The sequence below is a fragment of the Adlercreutzia shanghongiae genome (assembly GCF_035830635.1).
GTDB lineage: Bacteria > Actinomycetota > Coriobacteriia > Coriobacteriales > Eggerthellaceae > Adlercreutzia > Adlercreutzia shanghongiae.
This window is the reverse complement of sequence record NZ_JAYMFI010000032.1, coordinates 11,783-28,457: the sequence shown is the minus strand read 5'-3', so window position 1 is coordinate 28,457 and position 16,675 is coordinate 11,783. Positions and strand designations below refer to the sequence as shown.

General features: G+C 64.6%; 13 protein-coding genes. 12 read left to right on the top strand and 1 reads right to left on the bottom strand.

Going from position 1 to position 16,675, the window contains the following annotated elements:
- Nucleotides 1–36 precede the first annotated feature (36 nt).
- The 4 genes from VJ923_RS11380 to VJ923_RS11365 all read left to right on the top strand — a co-directional run bounded on the left by VJ923_RS11380 (nt 37) and on the right by VJ923_RS11365 (nt 4,812).
- The gene (locus tag VJ923_RS11380) at nt 37–1,593 is read left to right on the top strand and encodes a helix-turn-helix transcriptional regulator (RefSeq protein ID WP_326441569.1); all 1,557 of its coding nucleotides are present in this window, start codon (nt 37–39) and stop codon (nt 1,591–1,593) included.
- Nucleotides 1,594–1,669: 76 nt separating this feature from the next.
- On the top strand, nt 1,670–3,154 hold the full coding sequence (locus VJ923_RS11375; RefSeq protein WP_326441567.1) for a peptidase U32 family protein: 1,485 nt from the start codon (nt 1,670–1,672) through the stop codon (nt 3,152–3,154).
- Nucleotides 3,155–3,163: 9 nt separating this feature from the next.
- Nucleotides 3,164–4,312: a helix-turn-helix domain-containing protein gene (locus VJ923_RS11370; RefSeq protein ID WP_326441565.1), complete on the top strand. Its 1,149-nt coding sequence runs from the start codon at nt 3,164–3,166 to the stop codon at nt 4,310–4,312.
- A gap of 218 nt (nt 4,313–4,530) precedes the next feature.
- The gene (locus VJ923_RS11365) at nt 4,531–4,812 is read left to right on the top strand and encodes a hypothetical protein (RefSeq protein ID WP_326441563.1); all 282 of its coding nucleotides are present in this window, start codon (nt 4,531–4,533) and stop codon (nt 4,810–4,812) included.
- A gap of 154 nt (nt 4,813–4,966) precedes the next feature.
- On the opposite strand, the gene VJ923_RS11360 is transcribed toward VJ923_RS11365, so the two are convergent.
- A complete protein-coding gene (locus tag VJ923_RS11360; protein WP_326423924.1) occupies nt 4,967–5,395 on the bottom strand; it encodes an FKBP-type peptidyl-prolyl cis-trans isomerase in 429 nt (142 codons plus the stop codon).
- 125 nt (nt 5,396–5,520) lie between these two features.
- Between VJ923_RS11360 and VJ923_RS11355 the strand changes: the two genes are divergently transcribed.
- The 8 genes from VJ923_RS11355 to VJ923_RS11320 all read left to right on the top strand — a co-directional run bounded on the left by VJ923_RS11355 (nt 5,521) and on the right by VJ923_RS11320 (nt 16,556).
- Nucleotides 5,521–5,775: a hypothetical protein gene (locus VJ923_RS11355; RefSeq protein ID WP_326441561.1), complete on the top strand. Its 255-nt coding sequence runs from the start codon at nt 5,521–5,523 to the stop codon at nt 5,773–5,775.
- Between the two features lie 118 nt (nt 5,776–5,893).
- Nucleotides 5,894–6,955, top strand: coding sequence for an N-acetyl-gamma-glutamyl-phosphate reductase (gene argC / locus VJ923_RS11350; protein WP_326441559.1), 1,062 nt, complete (start codon nt 5,894–5,896; stop codon nt 6,953–6,955).
- Nucleotides 6,956–7,049: 94 nt separating this feature from the next.
- Nucleotides 7,050–8,345 carry a bifunctional glutamate N-acetyltransferase/amino-acid acetyltransferase ArgJ gene (gene argJ / locus VJ923_RS11345; RefSeq protein WP_326441557.1) on the top strand — a complete coding sequence of 432 codons (1,296 nt, stop codon included), beginning with the start codon at nt 7,050–7,052 and terminating at the stop codon, nt 8,343–8,345.
- Nucleotides 8,342–9,289, top strand: coding sequence for an acetylglutamate kinase (gene argB / locus VJ923_RS11340; protein ID WP_326441555.1), 948 nt, complete (start codon nt 8,342–8,344; stop codon nt 9,287–9,289). Before argJ ends, argB begins: the two co-directional genes overlap by 4 nt.
- A 16-nt stretch (nt 9,290–9,305) precedes the next feature.
- Nucleotides 9,306–10,541: an acetylornithine/succinylornithine family transaminase gene (locus VJ923_RS11335; protein ID WP_326441553.1), complete on the top strand. Its 1,236-nt coding sequence runs from the start codon at nt 9,306–9,308 to the stop codon at nt 10,539–10,541.
- Nucleotides 10,542–11,178: 637 nt separating this feature from the next.
- Nucleotides 11,179–12,552: an argininosuccinate synthase gene (locus tag VJ923_RS11330; protein ID WP_326441551.1), complete on the top strand. Its 1,374-nt coding sequence runs from the start codon at nt 11,179–11,181 to the stop codon at nt 12,550–12,552.
- A 31-nt stretch (nt 12,553–12,583) separates the two neighbouring features.
- On the top strand, nt 12,584–13,972 hold the full coding sequence (argH, locus tag VJ923_RS11325; RefSeq protein WP_326441549.1) for an argininosuccinate lyase: 1,389 nt from the start codon (nt 12,584–12,586) through the stop codon (nt 13,970–13,972).
- Nucleotides 13,973–14,357: 385 nt separating this feature from the next.
- Complete coding sequence (locus VJ923_RS11320) at nt 14,358–16,556, top strand: transglycosylase domain-containing protein (protein WP_326441547.1); 2,199 nt, start codon at nt 14,358–14,360, stop codon at nt 16,554–16,556.
- The last annotated feature ends 119 nt before the right edge of the window (nt 16,557–16,675 follow it).

Here is a 16,675-nt window from a genome sequence, read left to right as displayed (position 1 = left end):
TGGGCGAAATTATTCGGAAGGGGGTTGGGACGCGTGATGAGCGAGTCTGGTCGCGCAACGTTGAGTGTGCTCAGACAGGGTTCAACCCTGCGCTGCATCGTGCCCTTCATCCTGTTTGCCGTCGCTGGGTTCATGTTGAATGCCAGCGTGTACTCCCATGTGTCGTCCTATTGCGGCATCGCGCGCGAGATCGCCACCTTTGTCAGCGCCGCGGTGTTCTTCGCTCTTTTCGGCGCGTCGATGGTCAAGCCCTCGCTCATCGACAGGCGTCTCCTGACAACGGTGGCCGTAGGATGCCTGCTCACTGCGGCTGTGGCGTTGGAGTTCGGCCTTATGCTGCAAGTTCCCTGGGCGACCATTGTGGGCCTCGTCTGCCTATCGGTAGCTTCCGCCTGGGCTGCGACGCTCGTTGCCTGTGCGTTGGTGTCGCTCCCGACGGCTGGCGCAGCGCTCGCCAGTATTGCCGCCGGTGTGGCCTTGGGGGAAGTCGCCGTGGTCATCCATCCGGCCCTCCCGTACAACATCGGCGCGATTGAGGTGCTCCTATGCAACCTGCTGGTCGTGGTGCTGATGCACCCGTGCGCCGGCACGCTGCTCGGCGAGATCTCCTCCAGCGAGGCGCCCGCGAGCCTCGAGCTCTCCAATCCGGAGTCGTTTCTGCATCCCTCTCATGGGCTGTTCGCCTGCGTGCTGCTCTTCAGCGTGGCCACCGGTTACGGGCTTACCTTGGGGGAGGTGGACAATGCGCCGGCCTCGTTCGGCATCAGCGCACCGATGGTCGTGCTGGCGGTTTTGTGGATGATTATCTCGGGGAGCCGTGACCGGGAGGACACCTTGTTCTCGTTTTGCGTGCTCCTCGTGACGGGCGGTCTCGTTATCGCACCCTTTATGTTTTACAGCGATCTTTCCTCGGCCAATGTGCTCATTCGCATTGGCGTGCGCTGCTTCGAGATGCTCGTGTGGTTGGTGGTCGTCGCCGTGGGCCGTCGCAATCCGCTTGCGCTTCTGCCTACGTTCGGGCTCGTCCGCTCGCTGGCTGCGTTGGGCACCGACATCGGCGCTGTGGCGGGGCACACGACGAACAACCTCGTGGGCACCAACGCCGATGTCGCTGCCATGGTTGCCGAGTGCGTGCTGTTTTTGTTCGTGGCGCTTATGTGGGTGGGTTTTCGGAAGTTCAGCTTCAGCGCTGCCATTTGCGGCATTGTGAGCATGGGCGGTGTGGGGTACAACGAAGCCAGCGGGGAAAAGGGCGCGATGAACAGGGTGATTTCTGCTGGTGAGGGGTTGTATGGGCCGGTTTCGAGGGAGGTGCCGGTTGCAGGAGAGGGGGCGGCGTCGGTCGCCGCCGAAGATGAGCCGTCCCAGGCCACCATCGAAGAGCGTTGTCGTGTCATCGGTCAGGCTCATGGGCTCACCGAGCGCGAGATCGAGGTCTTCGCGTTTCTGGCCCGCGGCCGCAACGGCCAGTTCCTCATGGATCACTACGTCGTGTCGCGCAACACGGTGAAAAGCCACATCAAGCATATTTACGCCAAGCTCGGCGTCCATTCCCAGCAAGAGCTCATCGACCGCGTGGAACACGGGGAATAGAGCCGGCCGCGGCGCTCTCGCCGGCACGACGGAAGGCTGGGTGCACGGGAGGGGGCCTATCGCGTAGAATGGCTGCATGACAAATTCTGCGGACATACCGATGGAGCTCCTCGCGCCGGCGGGTGGCATGGAGCAGCTGCGGGCCGCGGTGCTGTTCGGGGCCGATGCGGTGTATTTGGCGGCCGATAAGTTCGGCATGCGGGCCCGGGCGGCGAATTTCGCTATGGAAGAGATTCCCGCAGCCGTGGCCTTTGCCCACGACCACGGCGTAAAAGTGCATGTCACCTGCAATATTCTCATGCACCCCGACGACGTCGACGGACTGCCGGAGTACTTTCGAGCGCTCGATGCGGCGGGGGTGGACGCTCTCATCATCGGCGATATGGGCGCCTTCGCCGTGGCCGGTGAGGTTGCGCCGCGCATCGAGCGCCATGTGAGCACCCAGGCCTCGGTGGCCAACGCCGCGGCGGCGCGGGTGTGGCATTCCCTGGGCGCCAAGCGCGTGGTGTGCGCCCGCGAGATGTCGCTTGTCGACATTGCCCGACTGCGTCAGGACGCGCCGCCCGACTTGGAGATCGAGGCCTTCGCCCATGGCGCCATGTGCATGGCCGTCTCGGGCCGCTGCCTTATCAGCAGCTACCTCACGGGCCGCTCGGGCAACAAGGGCCACTGCACCCAGCCCTGCCGCTGGAGCTACCAACTGGGTACCGCGGGTCCTGAAGCAGCATGGCTGGACGAACCCGTAGGGGGCGACCTCGGTCCCCCCTCGCCCGCAAGCGTGGTTGAGCTGCCTCAAAGCGGAAACGCCGTCGGCACCCCGGGCGGACTGAAGTCCGCCCCTACGGGGTTTGCGGCGGAAGAGCGTCCCATGGAGTTCCTGCTGGAAGAAGAGAAGCGCCCGGGCGAGTTCTTTCCCATCGAGGAGGACGATCGCGGCACCTTCATCATGAACGCGAAGGATCTGAACATGCTCGCCCATCTGCGTGAGCTGGCCTGTGCGGGAGTGGATTCCATCAAGATCGAGGGCCGCAACAAGAAGGCCTTCTACGTGGCGAGCGTCGTGGGCGCCTATCGCCGCGTGCTCGACGGCGAGCCGGTCGAGGCAGTGGCCGACGAGCTTCTGGCTGTGTCGCACCGCCCCTACGGCACCGGCTTTTACTTTTCCGAGGCCGAGCAGGCGCCTGCCTACGACGGCTACGAGCAGGAAGCCATGCACATGGCCGATATCGTCGCTTGCGCGAGCGGCTATCTGTACCTCCTGTGCCGCAACCGTTTCGCGGAAGACGACGAGCTGGAAATCCTCGCGCCTCACGAGCCGGCCCGCGCGATCACCGTGCGCGACCTGCACTGGCTCAACACCTTCGGGCCCGACGTCCACGACGAGGACGCGCCGGCCACGGCGGAAGAGGCCCTCGCCCGCGCCACCGCGGCCGACTGGGAGGCCGCCGCCGCGGCCAACCGCTCCTGCAACCTCTACCGTATGCGCGCGGATGCCCCCGTGGTTCCGGGCTCCTTCCTGCGTAAGCGCACCTTCCGCCGCTCCGCCCGCCATGGCAGTTAGGGGAACACCATGATCACCGTCGGCGATGTTATGAACATGAGGGCCTTCGACAGCATCTGGCTCGCAGCTCCCTGCGAAGGAGCGGCGGCGCGCGAGGTCACGGGCGTGGGCACCCTCGACCACGAGCCCTTCACGGGCCACTACGATTTGTTCTCCGCCGGCGAGTTCATCTTCACCACGCTCGGCTTCGCCGCTATGCACCCCGATCTGGCCGAGCAGGCGCTCCTCGAGCTCATCGAGCGCGACGTGGCGGCCATCGCCGTGAAGCCGGTGGTGCTGAAGGCCGTTGGCGAGCGCGTGGCCGCGGCCTCGGCGGCCCGGGGCGTGCCGGTGCTCTTCTACGAGGGCCGCTACATGGAGCGCGTCATCGCCGACCTCATGAACGCCTTGGACGACGACGCTGCGGAATGGGAGCGCACGAGCCTTATCGACTCCATCCTCGCCTCCTCCGACGAGCAGGCGGTGCGCGCCACGTTCTTCACCATCGCCGGCGTGACCGGCGCCACCATCCAGTGCATGGCCGTGCGCGCCGTGACCGACGACGATGCGTCGCTGCGGGCGCTGCAGCGGGTGCTGGAGGGGGTGCTGACGAGCTACGGCGAACGCTGGGACGATGTGGAACGCACCTTCGTGTGCCGCTATCGCGGGACGCTGCTGGGGTTTGTGTCCTTCAAGAGGCCCCCGCTGAAGGCCATCGCCATCTCTGATGCCGATTTGGAGAAGTGCGTCGCCACGGCCGGCCCGCTCGTGTGCGGCATCAGTCAGGAGGTGAGTCTGGGGGAGGGCGACCTTGCCGTGCGCCAGGCCATGGCCGCTTTGACGACGGCCCTGAAAGAGGGGCGCGAAACGGTGCGCTGGACCACGCTGCGTTTCGACGCCTTCCGCGCCGCCGCGCGCAGCGACCGCCTCTATGCGCGCTCGGCCGACCTGCTGCGCTCGCTTCTGTTCGACTACGATGCGGAAAACGACGCCGAGCTGGCCCGAACCGCCGAGGCCTTCGCCGCCAACTACGGCGAGGTGCGCGCCACGGCCGATGTCCTGTTCCAGCACCCCAACACCGTGCGCTATCGCCTGAAGAAGATCAAGGACGTCCTTGCCATGGAAAGCGCCTCCGATCGCGAGCTGGCGGCGCTGCTCACGCTAGTGTATCTGCCCTAAATCGGCGGCAGCTCCATGCTCCAGGCGGCTGTCTGCGGGCATGCGGCGCCTGCGCAAGCTGGCTTTCGCCTTTCGAGGCGGCTCCAGCATCGTTTGTGCAATTGCACAAACGAATGCGCTCGGTTTCAGAGCAGCGACCAAAACCCTGACGAATTTGCCCCTCTAAACTGCACGGTGTCGAAAGCGAACAACGCACAATCGTGCTGAGAGGAGCCATCATGAAACTGTTCAAAGAGAGTGCCACCGCCGCTATCTCCACGCTCGATTCCGCCGATGCCGCCTACTGCGCCAAGCTTGAGCAGCGCTTCGCGAACATGGGCATCAGCGCGAAGACGGCCTCCAGCGCCGTGACCTCCCTTATCGAGGCCGACGCCGTGCCCCAGCCCGGCGTGTGGGCCGCCCTTCCCTCTGCGTTCAAGGGCCTCTTCCCGAAGAAAACCGAGGCGAAGCCCGTCGCCTCTGAAGCGTTCGAAGCTCCCCTGTCCGAAGCTCTTGCCTAAGCGCGCGAAAGCAGTTTAGGAGCCTTGCCGGCTGCCCCATTTCCCATCTAGGACAGACCTCGGTTTTCCCCGAACGCAAAGCGACCCCGCTCAATTCTGCGGGGTCGCTTTATAAGACGAGCCGATGGGACGAAAGGCCGGCAGGACGGCTGCGCTAGTCCTCGACCTCGACGAGCTCGATGTCGAAGTTCAGGTCCTTGCCCGCCAACTCGTGGTTCATGTCGAAGGTGACGATGCCGTCCTCGATGGACTCCACGAACACGGGGAAGGGCTGGCCGCCCGGGCCCATCATGTACACGGTCTGGCCGACGGGCAGCTGGTCGCCGTTGGGAATCTGGTCCACGGGCACCTTCTGCACCATCTCGTCGCTGCGCTCGCCATAGGCCTCGGCGGCGGGGATGTGCACGGTCTTCTTCTCGCCCACGGCCATGTCCTCCACGGCGGCGTCGAAGCCGGGGATCATCTGGCCGGCCATGCAGACGAACTCGATGGGCTCACCGCGATCCACGGACGAATCGAACTTGGTGCCGTCGTCCAGCGTGCCGGTGTAGTGCACCTTGACCTTCTTGCCTTTGTTGCTCATTGCGAGCTCCTTTCCAAAAGATGTGCGTTTCAGTCTAACGGAAGGGCGCCGAAGAACAGGGAAGGGGAGCCAAGCTGCTCCAAGTTGTCACAAACAGGGTAAGGGGTGCTGGGACGAGCGACGAGGTGAACGGCGAGATGGACTCGGCCAAGGGCTGCGCGACACCTTTTGATGCTCGGGATGGCAATTTCTTTCGTTTCGGGGCGCAGGGGGAGTGCGGAAAGGCTGCGAGAAATGGCCAATTTCGCGGTTTGCCCCCGCGCGGGGGCACCAAAAACGTCATCGTCTTGCCGGGAGTGCGCCTCGAAACGAAAAAAATTGCCAAAAAGAGCGCGATTTGTTGCGCGAGCGCGCTGCACCTATTTCCAAAGGGGGTATGATGGAAGGCGCACAGAGATGATGTCTTTGTGCAAGTGCTCAACGAAAGCGCGCGGCTGCGGAGTCGAGCGCGACGCAAGGCCGAACGTGGCCTGCGTTCGAAGAGAAACGGGGTTGACTATGACCTACCGCGCAGGAGTTGTGGGAGCAGCCGGATTCGCCGGCATCGAGCTGGTTCGCCTGCTTTCGCGCCATCCCAAGTTCGATTTGGCAGCGGCTACGTCTGACGCCCTTGCGGGAACGCCCATCGCTAAGGCCTATCCGGCTTTCACGGGGGTGACCGACCTCGCTTTCTCCACTCACGAGGATACCGATTTCGCCGCCTTCGACGTAGTGTTTCTGGCGGTGCCCCACAAGGCGGCCATGGGGCTGGCTCCCGCGCTCATCGAGGCGGGCGTCACCGTGATTGACCTCTCCGCCGATTTCCGCCTGAAAGATCCGGCCGTTTACGAGCAGTGGTACGCGCCCCATACCGCCACCGATCTTCTGGCTCAGGCCGCCTTCGGGCTGCCCGAGCTCACCGGCGACGAGCTGGCTGCCGCGGCCGCCCGCCGCGCGGCGGGCGAGGCCGTGCTCGTGGGCTGCGCGGGCTGCTATCCGACGGCCACCTCCCTCGCTGCTGCACCTGCTATCCGCGCGGGGCTCGTGGATGCCGCCGCTCCTGTGGTGGCCGACGCCATCTCCGGCGTGACCGGCGCGGGCAAGAAGGCCACGGAGCGCACCCATTACTGCTTCGCCAACGAGAACCTCGAGGCCTATGGCGTGGGCACCCACCGTCACACTCCCGAAATCGAGCAGATCTTGGGGCTTGAGGGCCGCCTCGTGTTCACGCCCCACCTGGCTCCCTTGAACCGCGGCCTGCTCTCCACGGTGACGCTGCCCCCGGCGCCGGGCGTGAAAGCCCCCACCACCGAGGAGCTCGTGGAAATCTATCGTGATTTCTACGCGGAAAGCCCGCTCGTGTCCGTTATGGACGCCGGCGTGCAGCCTCGTACCGCCTCGGTGGCCGGCACCGTGCGCGCCCAGGTGGGCGTGGCGGCGCACCCCACGGGCATGATCGTGGCCACCGGCGCCATCGACAACCTCGGCAAGGGCGCCGCCGGTCAGGCCGTGCAGTGCGCCAACATCGTCTTCGGCATGCCCGAGACGACCGGCTTGGAAGAAATCGCCGATCCGGTGTAGCGATATAGGTCATCGCGGCGGCGGACAAGGGCACCAAGGAGCCAGCCTGCCGCCCGTTTGAGTCCCTAGGCGCGATTTCAGAAAGAGAGGAACCATGAGCGACACCGCGACCCTCGCCTTCGACGAGATGGGCAGCCCGGCCTCGGCCCTCGGCTTTTCCGCCATCGGTGTGCATGCGGGCTTTCGGCCCGACCCCGAGCGCCTCGATATGGCGCTGGTAGTGGCCGACGAGCCTGCGGCGGCTGCAGCCACTTTCACCACCAATGTGTTCTGCGCGGCTCCGGTGCGCGTGTCCCGCGAGCACCTCGCCGAGAGCGGCACGGGAGCCCCGGCCTACGGGTGTGCCCGAGCCGTGGTCATCAACTCCGGCATCGCCAACGCTGCCACCGGCGAGGTGGGTTTGGAAAACGCCCGCAAGACCGCTGAGCTCGTCGGCGAGGCTGTGGGCTGCCCGGCTGACGAGGTGCTCGTGGCCTCTACGGGCGTCATCGGCCAGCATTTGCGCCTCGAGCCCTTTGCCGCAGGCGTGCCCGCGGCTCTGGCGGCCATGGCCACCGCCGACTCTTCTCAGGAGCGCGCCGATCAGGGCGTCTCGGCGGCACGGGCCATCATGACTACGGATACGCGCCCCAAGCACGGCGCGGTGAGCTTTGCCGGCGACGACATCGGCTATCCGGGTGCCACCTTCACCGTGAGCGGCATGGCCAAGGGCGCCGGCATGATCATGCCGAACATGGCCACCATGATCGCCGTCATCACCACCGACGCGCCGCTTTTGGCCCCCGACCTTTCCGCGGCGCTGGTGGCTGCGGTGAACAGGAGCTTCAACAAGGTGACGGTGGATTCAGACACCTCCACCAACGACACTTGCTTCGCTTTGGCGTCGGGCGCTGCGGCTCCTGACGGCCCCGCCTTCGCGCCGGGCACGCCGGCTTACGAGCGCTTCTGCGAGGCTCTCGATTGCCTGTGCACCACGCTGGCCCGCGCCATGGCCGCCGACGGGGAAGGGGCCACGCGCCTCATCACCGTCACGGTGCGCGGGGCTGCCACGGCCGAAGACGCCGATGCCGCGGCCCGCACCGTGGCCAACTCGCCGCTCGTGAAGACGGCGGTCTACGGCCACGACGCCAATTGGGGTCGCGTCGCTGCCGCCCTCGGACGCTCTGGCGCCCGCTTCAATCAGGAAGACGTCGATATCGATATACTGGGCCTGCCTGTGTGCCGTGCCGGGCTCGTGGTCGATTTCGACGAAGAGGAGGCGCTGCGTCGCTTCGAGGCGCCGGAAGTGGCCATCGAGGCCGACCTGCACGCGGGCGAGGAGTCGGCCACCATGTGGACCTGCGACTTCTCCCACGACTACGTTACGATCAACGGAGACTACCGCTCATGAAATACGCATCCCAGACCCGCGCCGAGGGCGTCGAGGTACGCACGGGCGAGATCCTCTACGAGGCCATGCCCTGGCTCAAGCAGGTCACCGGCAAGACCATCGTCATCAAGTACGGCGGTTCGGCCATGGAGAACCAGGAGCTGGCCGCCGAGGTCATGGCCGACATCGTGCTCTTGAAGATTCTCGGCGTGAACCCGGTGCTCGTGCACGGCGGCGGCAAGGCCATTAACCGTGCTTTCGAGAAGTTCGATATCCCGGTGGAGTTCGTCGACGGCCAGCGCGTCACCACCGATGAGGCCATGAACATCGTGCGCATGGTGCTCACCGGCGAGGTGAACCAGCAGCTGGTAGAAGCCATGAACGCCCACGGCAACATGGGCGTGGGCGTCTCCGGAACCGACGCCGGCATCATCGTGGCCGAGCAGGCCGATGCGCGCCTGGGTCGGGTAGGCAAGATCACCCGCATCAACACCCCGCTCATCGAGGACCTCGTGGCCGACGACTACATCCCCATCATCGCCTCCATCGCCATCGGCGAGGACGGCGGCTGCTACAACGTGAACGCCGACATCGCTGCGGGGCACATCGCCGCTGCCATCGGCGCTCACAAAATTATCTTCCTCACCGATGTGGACGGCCTCTACGAGAACTATCCCGACCCCGAGTCGCTCATCGCCGAGATGTCGTTAGGCGAGGCCGAGGCCATGGTGCGCGGCGACAAGCTCTCCTCGGGCATGATTCCCAAGCTGGCGAGCTGCGTGCGTGCCCTTGACGCCGGCGTCAACGGCGCCCACATCATCAACGGCACGGTGCCCCACGCGCTGCTGCTCGAGATGCTCACCGATTCCGGTATGGGAACCATGGTCGGCGGTCTGGCCTCTGCCCAGTTCCTGAACTTGTCGCCCGTCAGCAAGTTCGCCTCAAAGCTCATCGAGAACCACTAGTTGGAAAGGAAGCGCCATGACACTCGCTCGTGAGACCGCCCTTGAATCCGAATACGTAATGGGCACATTCGCCCGCAAGCCCGTGGAGTTCGTCGAAGGCAAGGGCATGGTGCTCATCGACGATACCGGCAAGGAGTACCTCGACTTCCTCTCGGGCATTGGTGTGTGCAGCCTCGGCCACTGCCACCCCTCGGTGGTGCAGGCCGTAAGCGAGCAGGCCGCCAAGCTCATCCACGTGAGCAACTACTACTATATCGAGCATCGTGGCGAAGTGGCCCAGCTGCTGTCGAACATGCTGAATGCCTATGCCGACGAGCCGAGTCCCGAAACGTGGAAGACCTTCTTTGCGAACTCCGGCGCCGAGGCCAACGAGTGCGCCATCAAGCTGGCCCGCCTCTACGCGCGTCGCCGCGCCGAGGCCGCCGGCATAGATGGCGAGCTGGCTCCGCGCCTTATCGTCACGCTGGCCAAGAGCTTCCACGGTCGCACTTTGGCCACCTTGGCCGCCACGGCCCAGCCGGCCAAGCAGGAGGCCTTCCAGCCGCTGCCCGCCGGCTTTACCTCCACGCCCATCAACGACGTCGACGCCCTCGAGCGCCTCTTCGAAACCCAGGGCAGCCGCATCTGCGCGGTCATGATCGAGTGCATCCAGGGCGAGAGCGGCGTGCATCCCTGCACCGAGGAGTTCATTGCGGCTATCCGTCGTCTCACCGAGGAGCACGGTGCGCTCATGATCTGCGACGAGGTGCAAAGTGGCATTTTCCGCACGGGCCTGCCCTTTGGCTTCCAGAATTTCGGCGTGCTGCCCGATATCGTCACCATGGCCAAGGGCATTGCCTCTGGCGTGGTGGCTGGCGCCTGCGCGGCCAAGACCTCCATCGCGACGGCCTTCGCCCCGGGCGACCACGGCACCACGTTCGGCGGTTCGAACATCGCCATGGCCGCGGCCCATGTGACGCTGTCCACCCTGCTCGCTCCGGGCGTGGGGGCGCAGATTGAGTCGGTGGGCGCTTACATGCGCGAGCGCCTCGCCCGCCTGCCCCATGTGCAGGAGGTGCGCGGTTTCGGCCTCATGAACGGCATCGATCTAACCCACGAGGCGCCCTCGGCGCCCGACATTGTGGCTGCGGGCCTGGAAGAGGGCCTGGTTCTGAACGCGACGGGGCCGCATACGCTGCGCTTCTTGCCGCCGCTCATCTGCACCGAGGCCGATGTGGACGTGCTTGTGCAGAAGTTGGAACGACTGCTCTAGCGACTCGCACACCACCTTGTTTTCCGAAAGGGCGCTGCACAATTTAGCAGCGCTCTTTTTTGTCATGGTCTCAGCAAATACCAGGTAGAAAGCCTGATATTTTGTGCAGCTGCACAGCACATTGCACAATTAAATTTCGCCACTTCCGAAAAATTTTCCGAATTCTCCCTTGACGGATGGTGGCTTCGTGCATAATGCCGTCAACCGCACAGCCGGGGGCCGAGGCGAAAAGCGCCTCAAGAGCGGCTCCATAACTCGGACGGCTGGGCGCTTTCGAAAGGAACGGACAGAATGCAGGCAGCAGCTCTCATAGCTTGTGCGCACAGCGAAATCGCTGCTGCTGCCCTGTGCCCGCAGTTCCTCGCTTCCACGGCCAACGTCGATCGACGCCGACGTAGCTGCTCTCTGCGACGCCGACGCGCGTAGCAGAATCTCGCGCGCTTTTTTGCGCATCTTGAGCGGCCCTGCCCGGGTCCGCTAAAGGCCGTGGTATCTTCGCATCTTCCATGCTCATCCGCGAACCGGCGCCTCCGCAGTCTGTCTGCGCTGCTGCGCCAAATGTGCACCACTGCCTTTTCATCGCGCAAGCGAGCCGGGCGCACCCCCAGGCAAACCCGAAACGAAAGGCGCATCTCCCATGACGACCCCCATCAACGACCTGCACGCTGCCCCGCAACTCTCCGCCGCTCCCGCCCCGGGCGAGAAGGAGCGCGTCGTTCTCGCGTACTCCGGCGGCCTTGATACCTCTGTCTGCATTAAGTGGCTCCAGGAGGAATACAACCTCGATGTCATCGCCGTGGTGGGCGACTTGGGCCAGGAGCACGACGGTCTGGCCAACGTGAAGGCCAAGGCCCTTGCCACGGGCGCCATCGGCTGCCAGGTGGTGGACATGCGCGAGACCTTCGCCGAGCAGTACCTCACCTGCGCCCTTGCGGCCAACGCCCTGTACGAGAACAAGTACCCCCTTGTGAGTGCTCTGTCGCGCCCGCTTATCGCTAAGCATCTGGTGGCCGTGGCCCACGCCTATGGCGCCAAGTACATCGCCCACGGCTGCACGGGCAAGGGCAACGACCAGGTGCGCTTCGAATCCTCGGTGCTCATGCTGGACCCGTCGCTTCAGATCCTCTCTCCGGTGCGGGATTGGGATCTGGGGTGCCGCTCCGATGAGATAGCCTGGGCCGCCGCCCACGATGTGCCCGTGAAGGCGACGGCCGAGGCGCCCTATTCCATCGACGACAACCTGTGGGGCCGGGCCATCGAGTGCGGCGTGCTGGAAGATCCCTGGTGCGAGCCGCCGGCGGACATCTACACCATGACCGTGGACCCCGCCGAGGCCCCCGATGCGCCCTCCTACGTGACCATCGATTTCGAAGGCGGCGTGCCCTGCGCTCTGAACGGCGAGAAGCTGTCCTTCCTTGAAATCGTCTACGCTCTGAATGACATCGCCGGCGGCAACGGCTTCGGCCGCATCGACATGGTGGAGAACCGGCTCGTGGGCGTGAAGAGCCGCGAGTGCTACGAGGCTCCAGCGGCGCTTACCCTCATTCAGGCCCACAAGGCCCTAGAGGATCTGTGCCTCGAGCGCAGCGTACTGCACTACAAGCTCACCATCGAGCAGGCCTGGGCCGACCAGGTGTACAACGGCCTGTGGTTCTCGCCGCTGAAGGAGGCCTTCGACGCCTTCCTCTCCAACACCCAGCAGTGCGTGACCGGCACGGTGAAGCTGAAGCTGTACAAGGGCAGCTGCACCGTGGTGGGCCGCAAGAGCGCCTTCTCCCTCTACGATTTCGGCCTGGCCACCTACGACGCCGACGATGCGTTCGACCATCAGGCGGCCAAGGGCTTCATCGACATCCACAGCCTCTCCTGCAAAGTGTGGGCGGAAAACCGGCTTGCCAACGATGCTCGCATGCCCTCCTTCGCCGACGTCGATGCCACCAACGCCGCCTACAAGGCCGTGGTGGAAGAGGCCGAGGGCATTATCGATGCCGCCGAGTCCGTTACCGCTTAGCACGGGCCATGATTACCAGCAAGGAGCACCTATGGCACTCTGGTCAGGAAGATTCACCGAAGGCGCCGATGCCTTCACCCAAAGGTTCGGGGCGTCGCTGCCCGTTGATCAGCGGCTCTACGCCGAGGATATCGCCGGCTCTACGGCCCATGCGACCATGCTCGCCGACCAGGGCGTTATCTCCCGGGATGACGCCGCGGCCATCGTCGAGGGTTTGACCGGCATCAAGGCCGATATCGAATCGGGGGCCCTCATCTTCGACGTGCAGCAAAGCGAGGACATCCACATGGCCATCGAGTCTGAGCTGACGGCGCGCATCGGGGACGCGGGTGCGCGGCTGCACACCGGCCGCTCGCGCAACGACCAGGTGGCGACGGACACGCGCCTGTACGCCAAGCGGCGCGCCAGCGAGCTTATGGAGGCCAACGTGGCGTTGCGCGAGGCGCTTATCGCCCAGGCCGAGGCGAATTTCGAGGTGATCTTGCCCGGCTACACCCATCTGCAGCACGCCCAGCCGGTGCTCTTCTCGCACCATATGCTCGCCTACGTGCAGATGCTCGCCCGAGACCACGACCGGCTCGCCGCGGCCCGAGACGCCGCTGATGCGTGCCCTCTGGGCGCGGCAGCCCTGGCTGGCACCACCTATCCGCTCGACCGCTTTGCCACCGCTTCCGCCCTTGGGTTCGACCACCCCATCCCGAATTCGCTCGATGCCGTATCCGACCGCGATTTCTTGCTCGACCTCATCTACGCCTGCAGCGTGTCGTGCCTGCATCTGTCGCGTCTGTGCGAGGAAATCGTGCTGTGGTCCTCGGCGGAGTTCGGCTTCATCACGCTTTCGGACGCCTATTCCACGGGCTCTTCCATCATGCCCCAGAAGAAAAACCCCGATTTCGCCGAGCTCATTCGCGGCAAGTCGGGCCGGGTCGTGGGAGATTTGGTCGCCCTCATGATGACGCTGAAGTCGCTGCCCTTGGCCTACAACAAGGATCTGCAGGAAGATAAGGAAGGCGCCATGGACGCCGCCGATACCCTGGAGGACTGCTACGTGTGCGCCGCGGGCATGATCGCCACCATGACGGTGAACGCCGATGCCATGGCGGCCCAGGCCAAGAAGGGCTACCTGGCCGCAACCGATGTAGCCGACTACCTGGCCAAGAAGGGCCTGCCCTTCCGCCGGGCGCATGAGGTGGTGGGGCATTTGGTGCTCACCTGCGAGCAGCAGGGCTGCGATCTGGAAGACCTCACCCTCGCCGATTTCCAAGCGGAAAGCGACCTGTTCGAGTCCGACATCGTGGAGTGCCTGAACCTGCCCGCCATCGTGGCCGCCCGCGCCACCTACGGCGGCACCGGCCACGACGCCGTGCGCGCCCAGCTCGAGGCCGCGAAAGCCCTCACCGCCCAGCACCAGCTCCGCTAACCCCTGGGCGGAAGCGCCGCCGTTCCCGCCCGGACAATCGGGCGGTATGCCGGTCTGGGCGGAAGCGCCCCCGTTCCCGCCCACGTGAGCGAAGCGCCGCCTGCCGCGGGCGGAAGCGCCCCCGTTCCCGCCCAGGCAAGCGAGCTGTGGCACATCGCGGGCGGAAGCGCCGACGCTCCCGCCCAGGCAATCGGGCGGGATGCCGGATTGGGCGGGAATGGCCCCGCTCCCGCCCGGGCAAGCGAGCCGCGGCCCATCGCGAGCGGGAATGGCCCCGTTCCCGCCCAATGCGGCCTCTGTGCTTTTCCTGATGCCGAGCCCCTCGGGCATTCCCACTGCAACTCACTGGTAAAATAACAAAACCTATAACTGATGGAGGTTGTTCGTGGGTTCTCGCGCAATGAAGGGCCGTAAGGGCACGAAAGTTAAGAATAAGAAGGCCGTCGTTCTGTCTGTGCTGGGCGTGATGGTGGCCTGCATCGCCGCGGCGGTGTTCGGCGTCGTGACGCTTTGCAATTCGTGGTTGGAAGATTTGCCGGATTACCAGAACGCTGACGCGTACAACTCCGCGCAGCCGACTATGGTCTACGCGTCTGACGGCACAACCCTGCTCGCCGAGTTCCAGCTGGAAAACCGCGAGCCGGTGGCCCTCGATCAGATCAGCGAGTATGTGCTCAAGGGCACTGTCGCCACTGAGGACGAGCGCTTCTACACCCATGCCGGCGTCGACTACCTCGGCGTGGCCCGCGCGTTGGTGAACAACCTCATGGGCGGCGAGCTGGAGGGCGCTTCTACTATCACCCAGCAGTTCGTGCGCAACACCATCCTGTCGGATGAGATGCGCGACATTTCCTTCAAGCGCAAGATTCGCGAGATGTACATTTCTCAGAAATTGGAAGAGCAGTACACCAAAGACGAAATCCTGCTCATGTATCTGAACACGATCAACTACGGTTCGGGCGCCTACGGCATTGAGGCCGCCTCCGAGCGTTACTTCTCCAAAGACGCTCTGGACCTTACGCTGAACGAGGCGGCAACGCTTGTGGGCATTCCTCAGTCGCCCACCTACAACAATCCCATCGATTACCCCGAGAACTGCCTGAAGCGCCGCAATACCGTGCTCGACCGCATGGTGTCCAACGGGGTGATCACCGCCGAAGAGGCCGAGGCCACCAAGGCCGAGCCCATCGAGCTGAACCCGTCCGAGCCCTCTATGACGGGCATCTTGGCATACCCCTACTTCACGAGCTACGTGCGCAACCAGCTGACCAATCCCGAAGGCAAGTACGCCTACTCCACCTCTGAGCTGTTCAAGGGCGGCCTGAAGGTTGTTACGACTCTCGATTTGGAGGCCCAGGCCGCCGCTGAGGAGGCTGCTGCTGAAAAAGAGGAAGAAGCGGGCGATCCCTTCGAGGTGTCCATGGCGGTCGTGAACCCTGAGAACGGCTACATCGACGCTATGGTGGGCGGCCACGATTATGAGAGCTCTCAGGTGAACATGGCCACGGGCGAGGGCGGCTCGGGCCGTCAGGCCGGATCGTCCTTCAAGCTGTTCACGCTGCTTGCGGCGCTGAACGAGGGCATCGATCCGGAGACGCTCATCGACGCTGGCTACAAGGTGGAGCTTGAGGGCGGCGAGCCGGTTTACAACAACGACAAGGCCGACTACGGCACCCGCACCATCAAGAGCGCCTTCGGCGTGTCGTCGAACACGGCGTTCATTCGACTGCTTCTGTCGGTGGGCGTCGATAAGGTCATCGAGATGGCCCACGCTATGGGCATTACCTCCGATTTGCCCTCGGTGGCCGGCCTTACCCTGGGTATCGGCTCGGTCACTCCGCTGGAGATGGCCGACGCCTACGCCACCGTGGCCAACGGCGGCGTGCACTACGATCCCGAGTGCATCATCACCATCGAGGACAAGAACGGCAACGTCATCGTAGACAACACCGACCCCACTGGCGAGCGAGTGTTCTCAAGGGAGGTGGCCCGCGCTGCGCTGGATTGCATGGAAGTGGTTATCGAGAACGGCACCGGCAAGGCGGCCCGCCCCGACAATGGCCAGGAGGCTGGCGGCAAGACCGGCACCACCGACGACAAGAAGGACAGCTGGTTCTGCGGCGTTACCCCGCAATACGCCGTGGCTATCTGGCTGGGCGACCGCAGCGACTACTCGAAGGCCAGGGCAACGACGACTACGGCCGCCAGCGTGTTCGCCGATTTCATCGACACGATGATTTCCCCGACCCAAACGGTGAAGTTCTTCGAGGCCGAAAAGCCCGAGTACAAGAAAGACTACCGCGATGAGGACAACCATATCGGAGGCTACTACTCTTCCAAGAAAAAGAAGAAGGACGATACCGAGGTGACGGAAAAGACGGACGAGAACAACAACGAGGGCCAAGGCAACGAGGGAGGCGAGGGCCAGGGCAACGAGGGCGGCGGAACCACCGAGCCGACCCCCGAGCCCACACCGACTCCCGAGCCTGAGCCGACCCCCGAGCCCGAGCCCACGCCGACCCCCGAGCCCGAGCCCACGCCGACTCCCGACCCCGGGCCGGAAGGCGGCGGCGAAGGCGCTTAAAGAAGCGCGTCTGCGACGCATTTGTTGCGATACCGTGACGGTGGCACCGGGGATGTCCCCGGTGCTGCTATCATAGCCAGCAAGAACCAACGGCTCCGTTTCGCGGAGCCTTCCTGCGA

What these genes read in the sequence shown, in the direction of transcription:
- VJ923_RS11380 (WP_326441569.1), top strand. Translation starts at nt 37, where the DNA reads ATGAGCGAGTCTGGTCGCGCAACGTTGAGTGTGCTCAGACAGGGTTCA.
- VJ923_RS11375 (WP_326441567.1), top strand. Translation starts at nt 1,670, where the DNA reads ATGACAAATTCTGCGGACATACCGATGGAGCTCCTCGCGCCGGCGGGT.
- VJ923_RS11370 (WP_326441565.1), top strand. Translation starts at nt 3,164, where the DNA reads ATGATCACCGTCGGCGATGTTATGAACATGAGGGCCTTCGACAGCATC.
- VJ923_RS11365 (WP_326441563.1), top strand. Translation starts at nt 4,531, where the DNA reads ATGAAACTGTTCAAAGAGAGTGCCACCGCCGCTATCTCCACGCTCGAT.
- VJ923_RS11360 (WP_326423924.1), bottom strand. Translation starts at nt 5,395, where the DNA reads ATGAGCAACAAAGGCAAGAAGGTCAAGGTGCACTACACCGGCACGCTG.
- argC (WP_326441559.1), top strand. Translation starts at nt 5,894, where the DNA reads ATGACCTACCGCGCAGGAGTTGTGGGAGCAGCCGGATTCGCCGGCATC.
- argJ (WP_326441557.1), top strand. Translation starts at nt 7,050, where the DNA reads ATGAGCGACACCGCGACCCTCGCCTTCGACGAGATGGGCAGCCCGGCC.
- argB (WP_326441555.1), top strand. Translation starts at nt 8,342, where the DNA reads ATGAAATACGCATCCCAGACCCGCGCCGAGGGCGTCGAGGTACGCACG.
- VJ923_RS11335 (WP_326441553.1), top strand. Translation starts at nt 9,306, where the DNA reads ATGACACTCGCTCGTGAGACCGCCCTTGAATCCGAATACGTAATGGGC.
- VJ923_RS11330 (WP_326441551.1), top strand. Translation starts at nt 11,179, where the DNA reads ATGACGACCCCCATCAACGACCTGCACGCTGCCCCGCAACTCTCCGCC.
- argH (WP_326441549.1), top strand. Translation starts at nt 12,584, where the DNA reads ATGGCACTCTGGTCAGGAAGATTCACCGAAGGCGCCGATGCCTTCACC.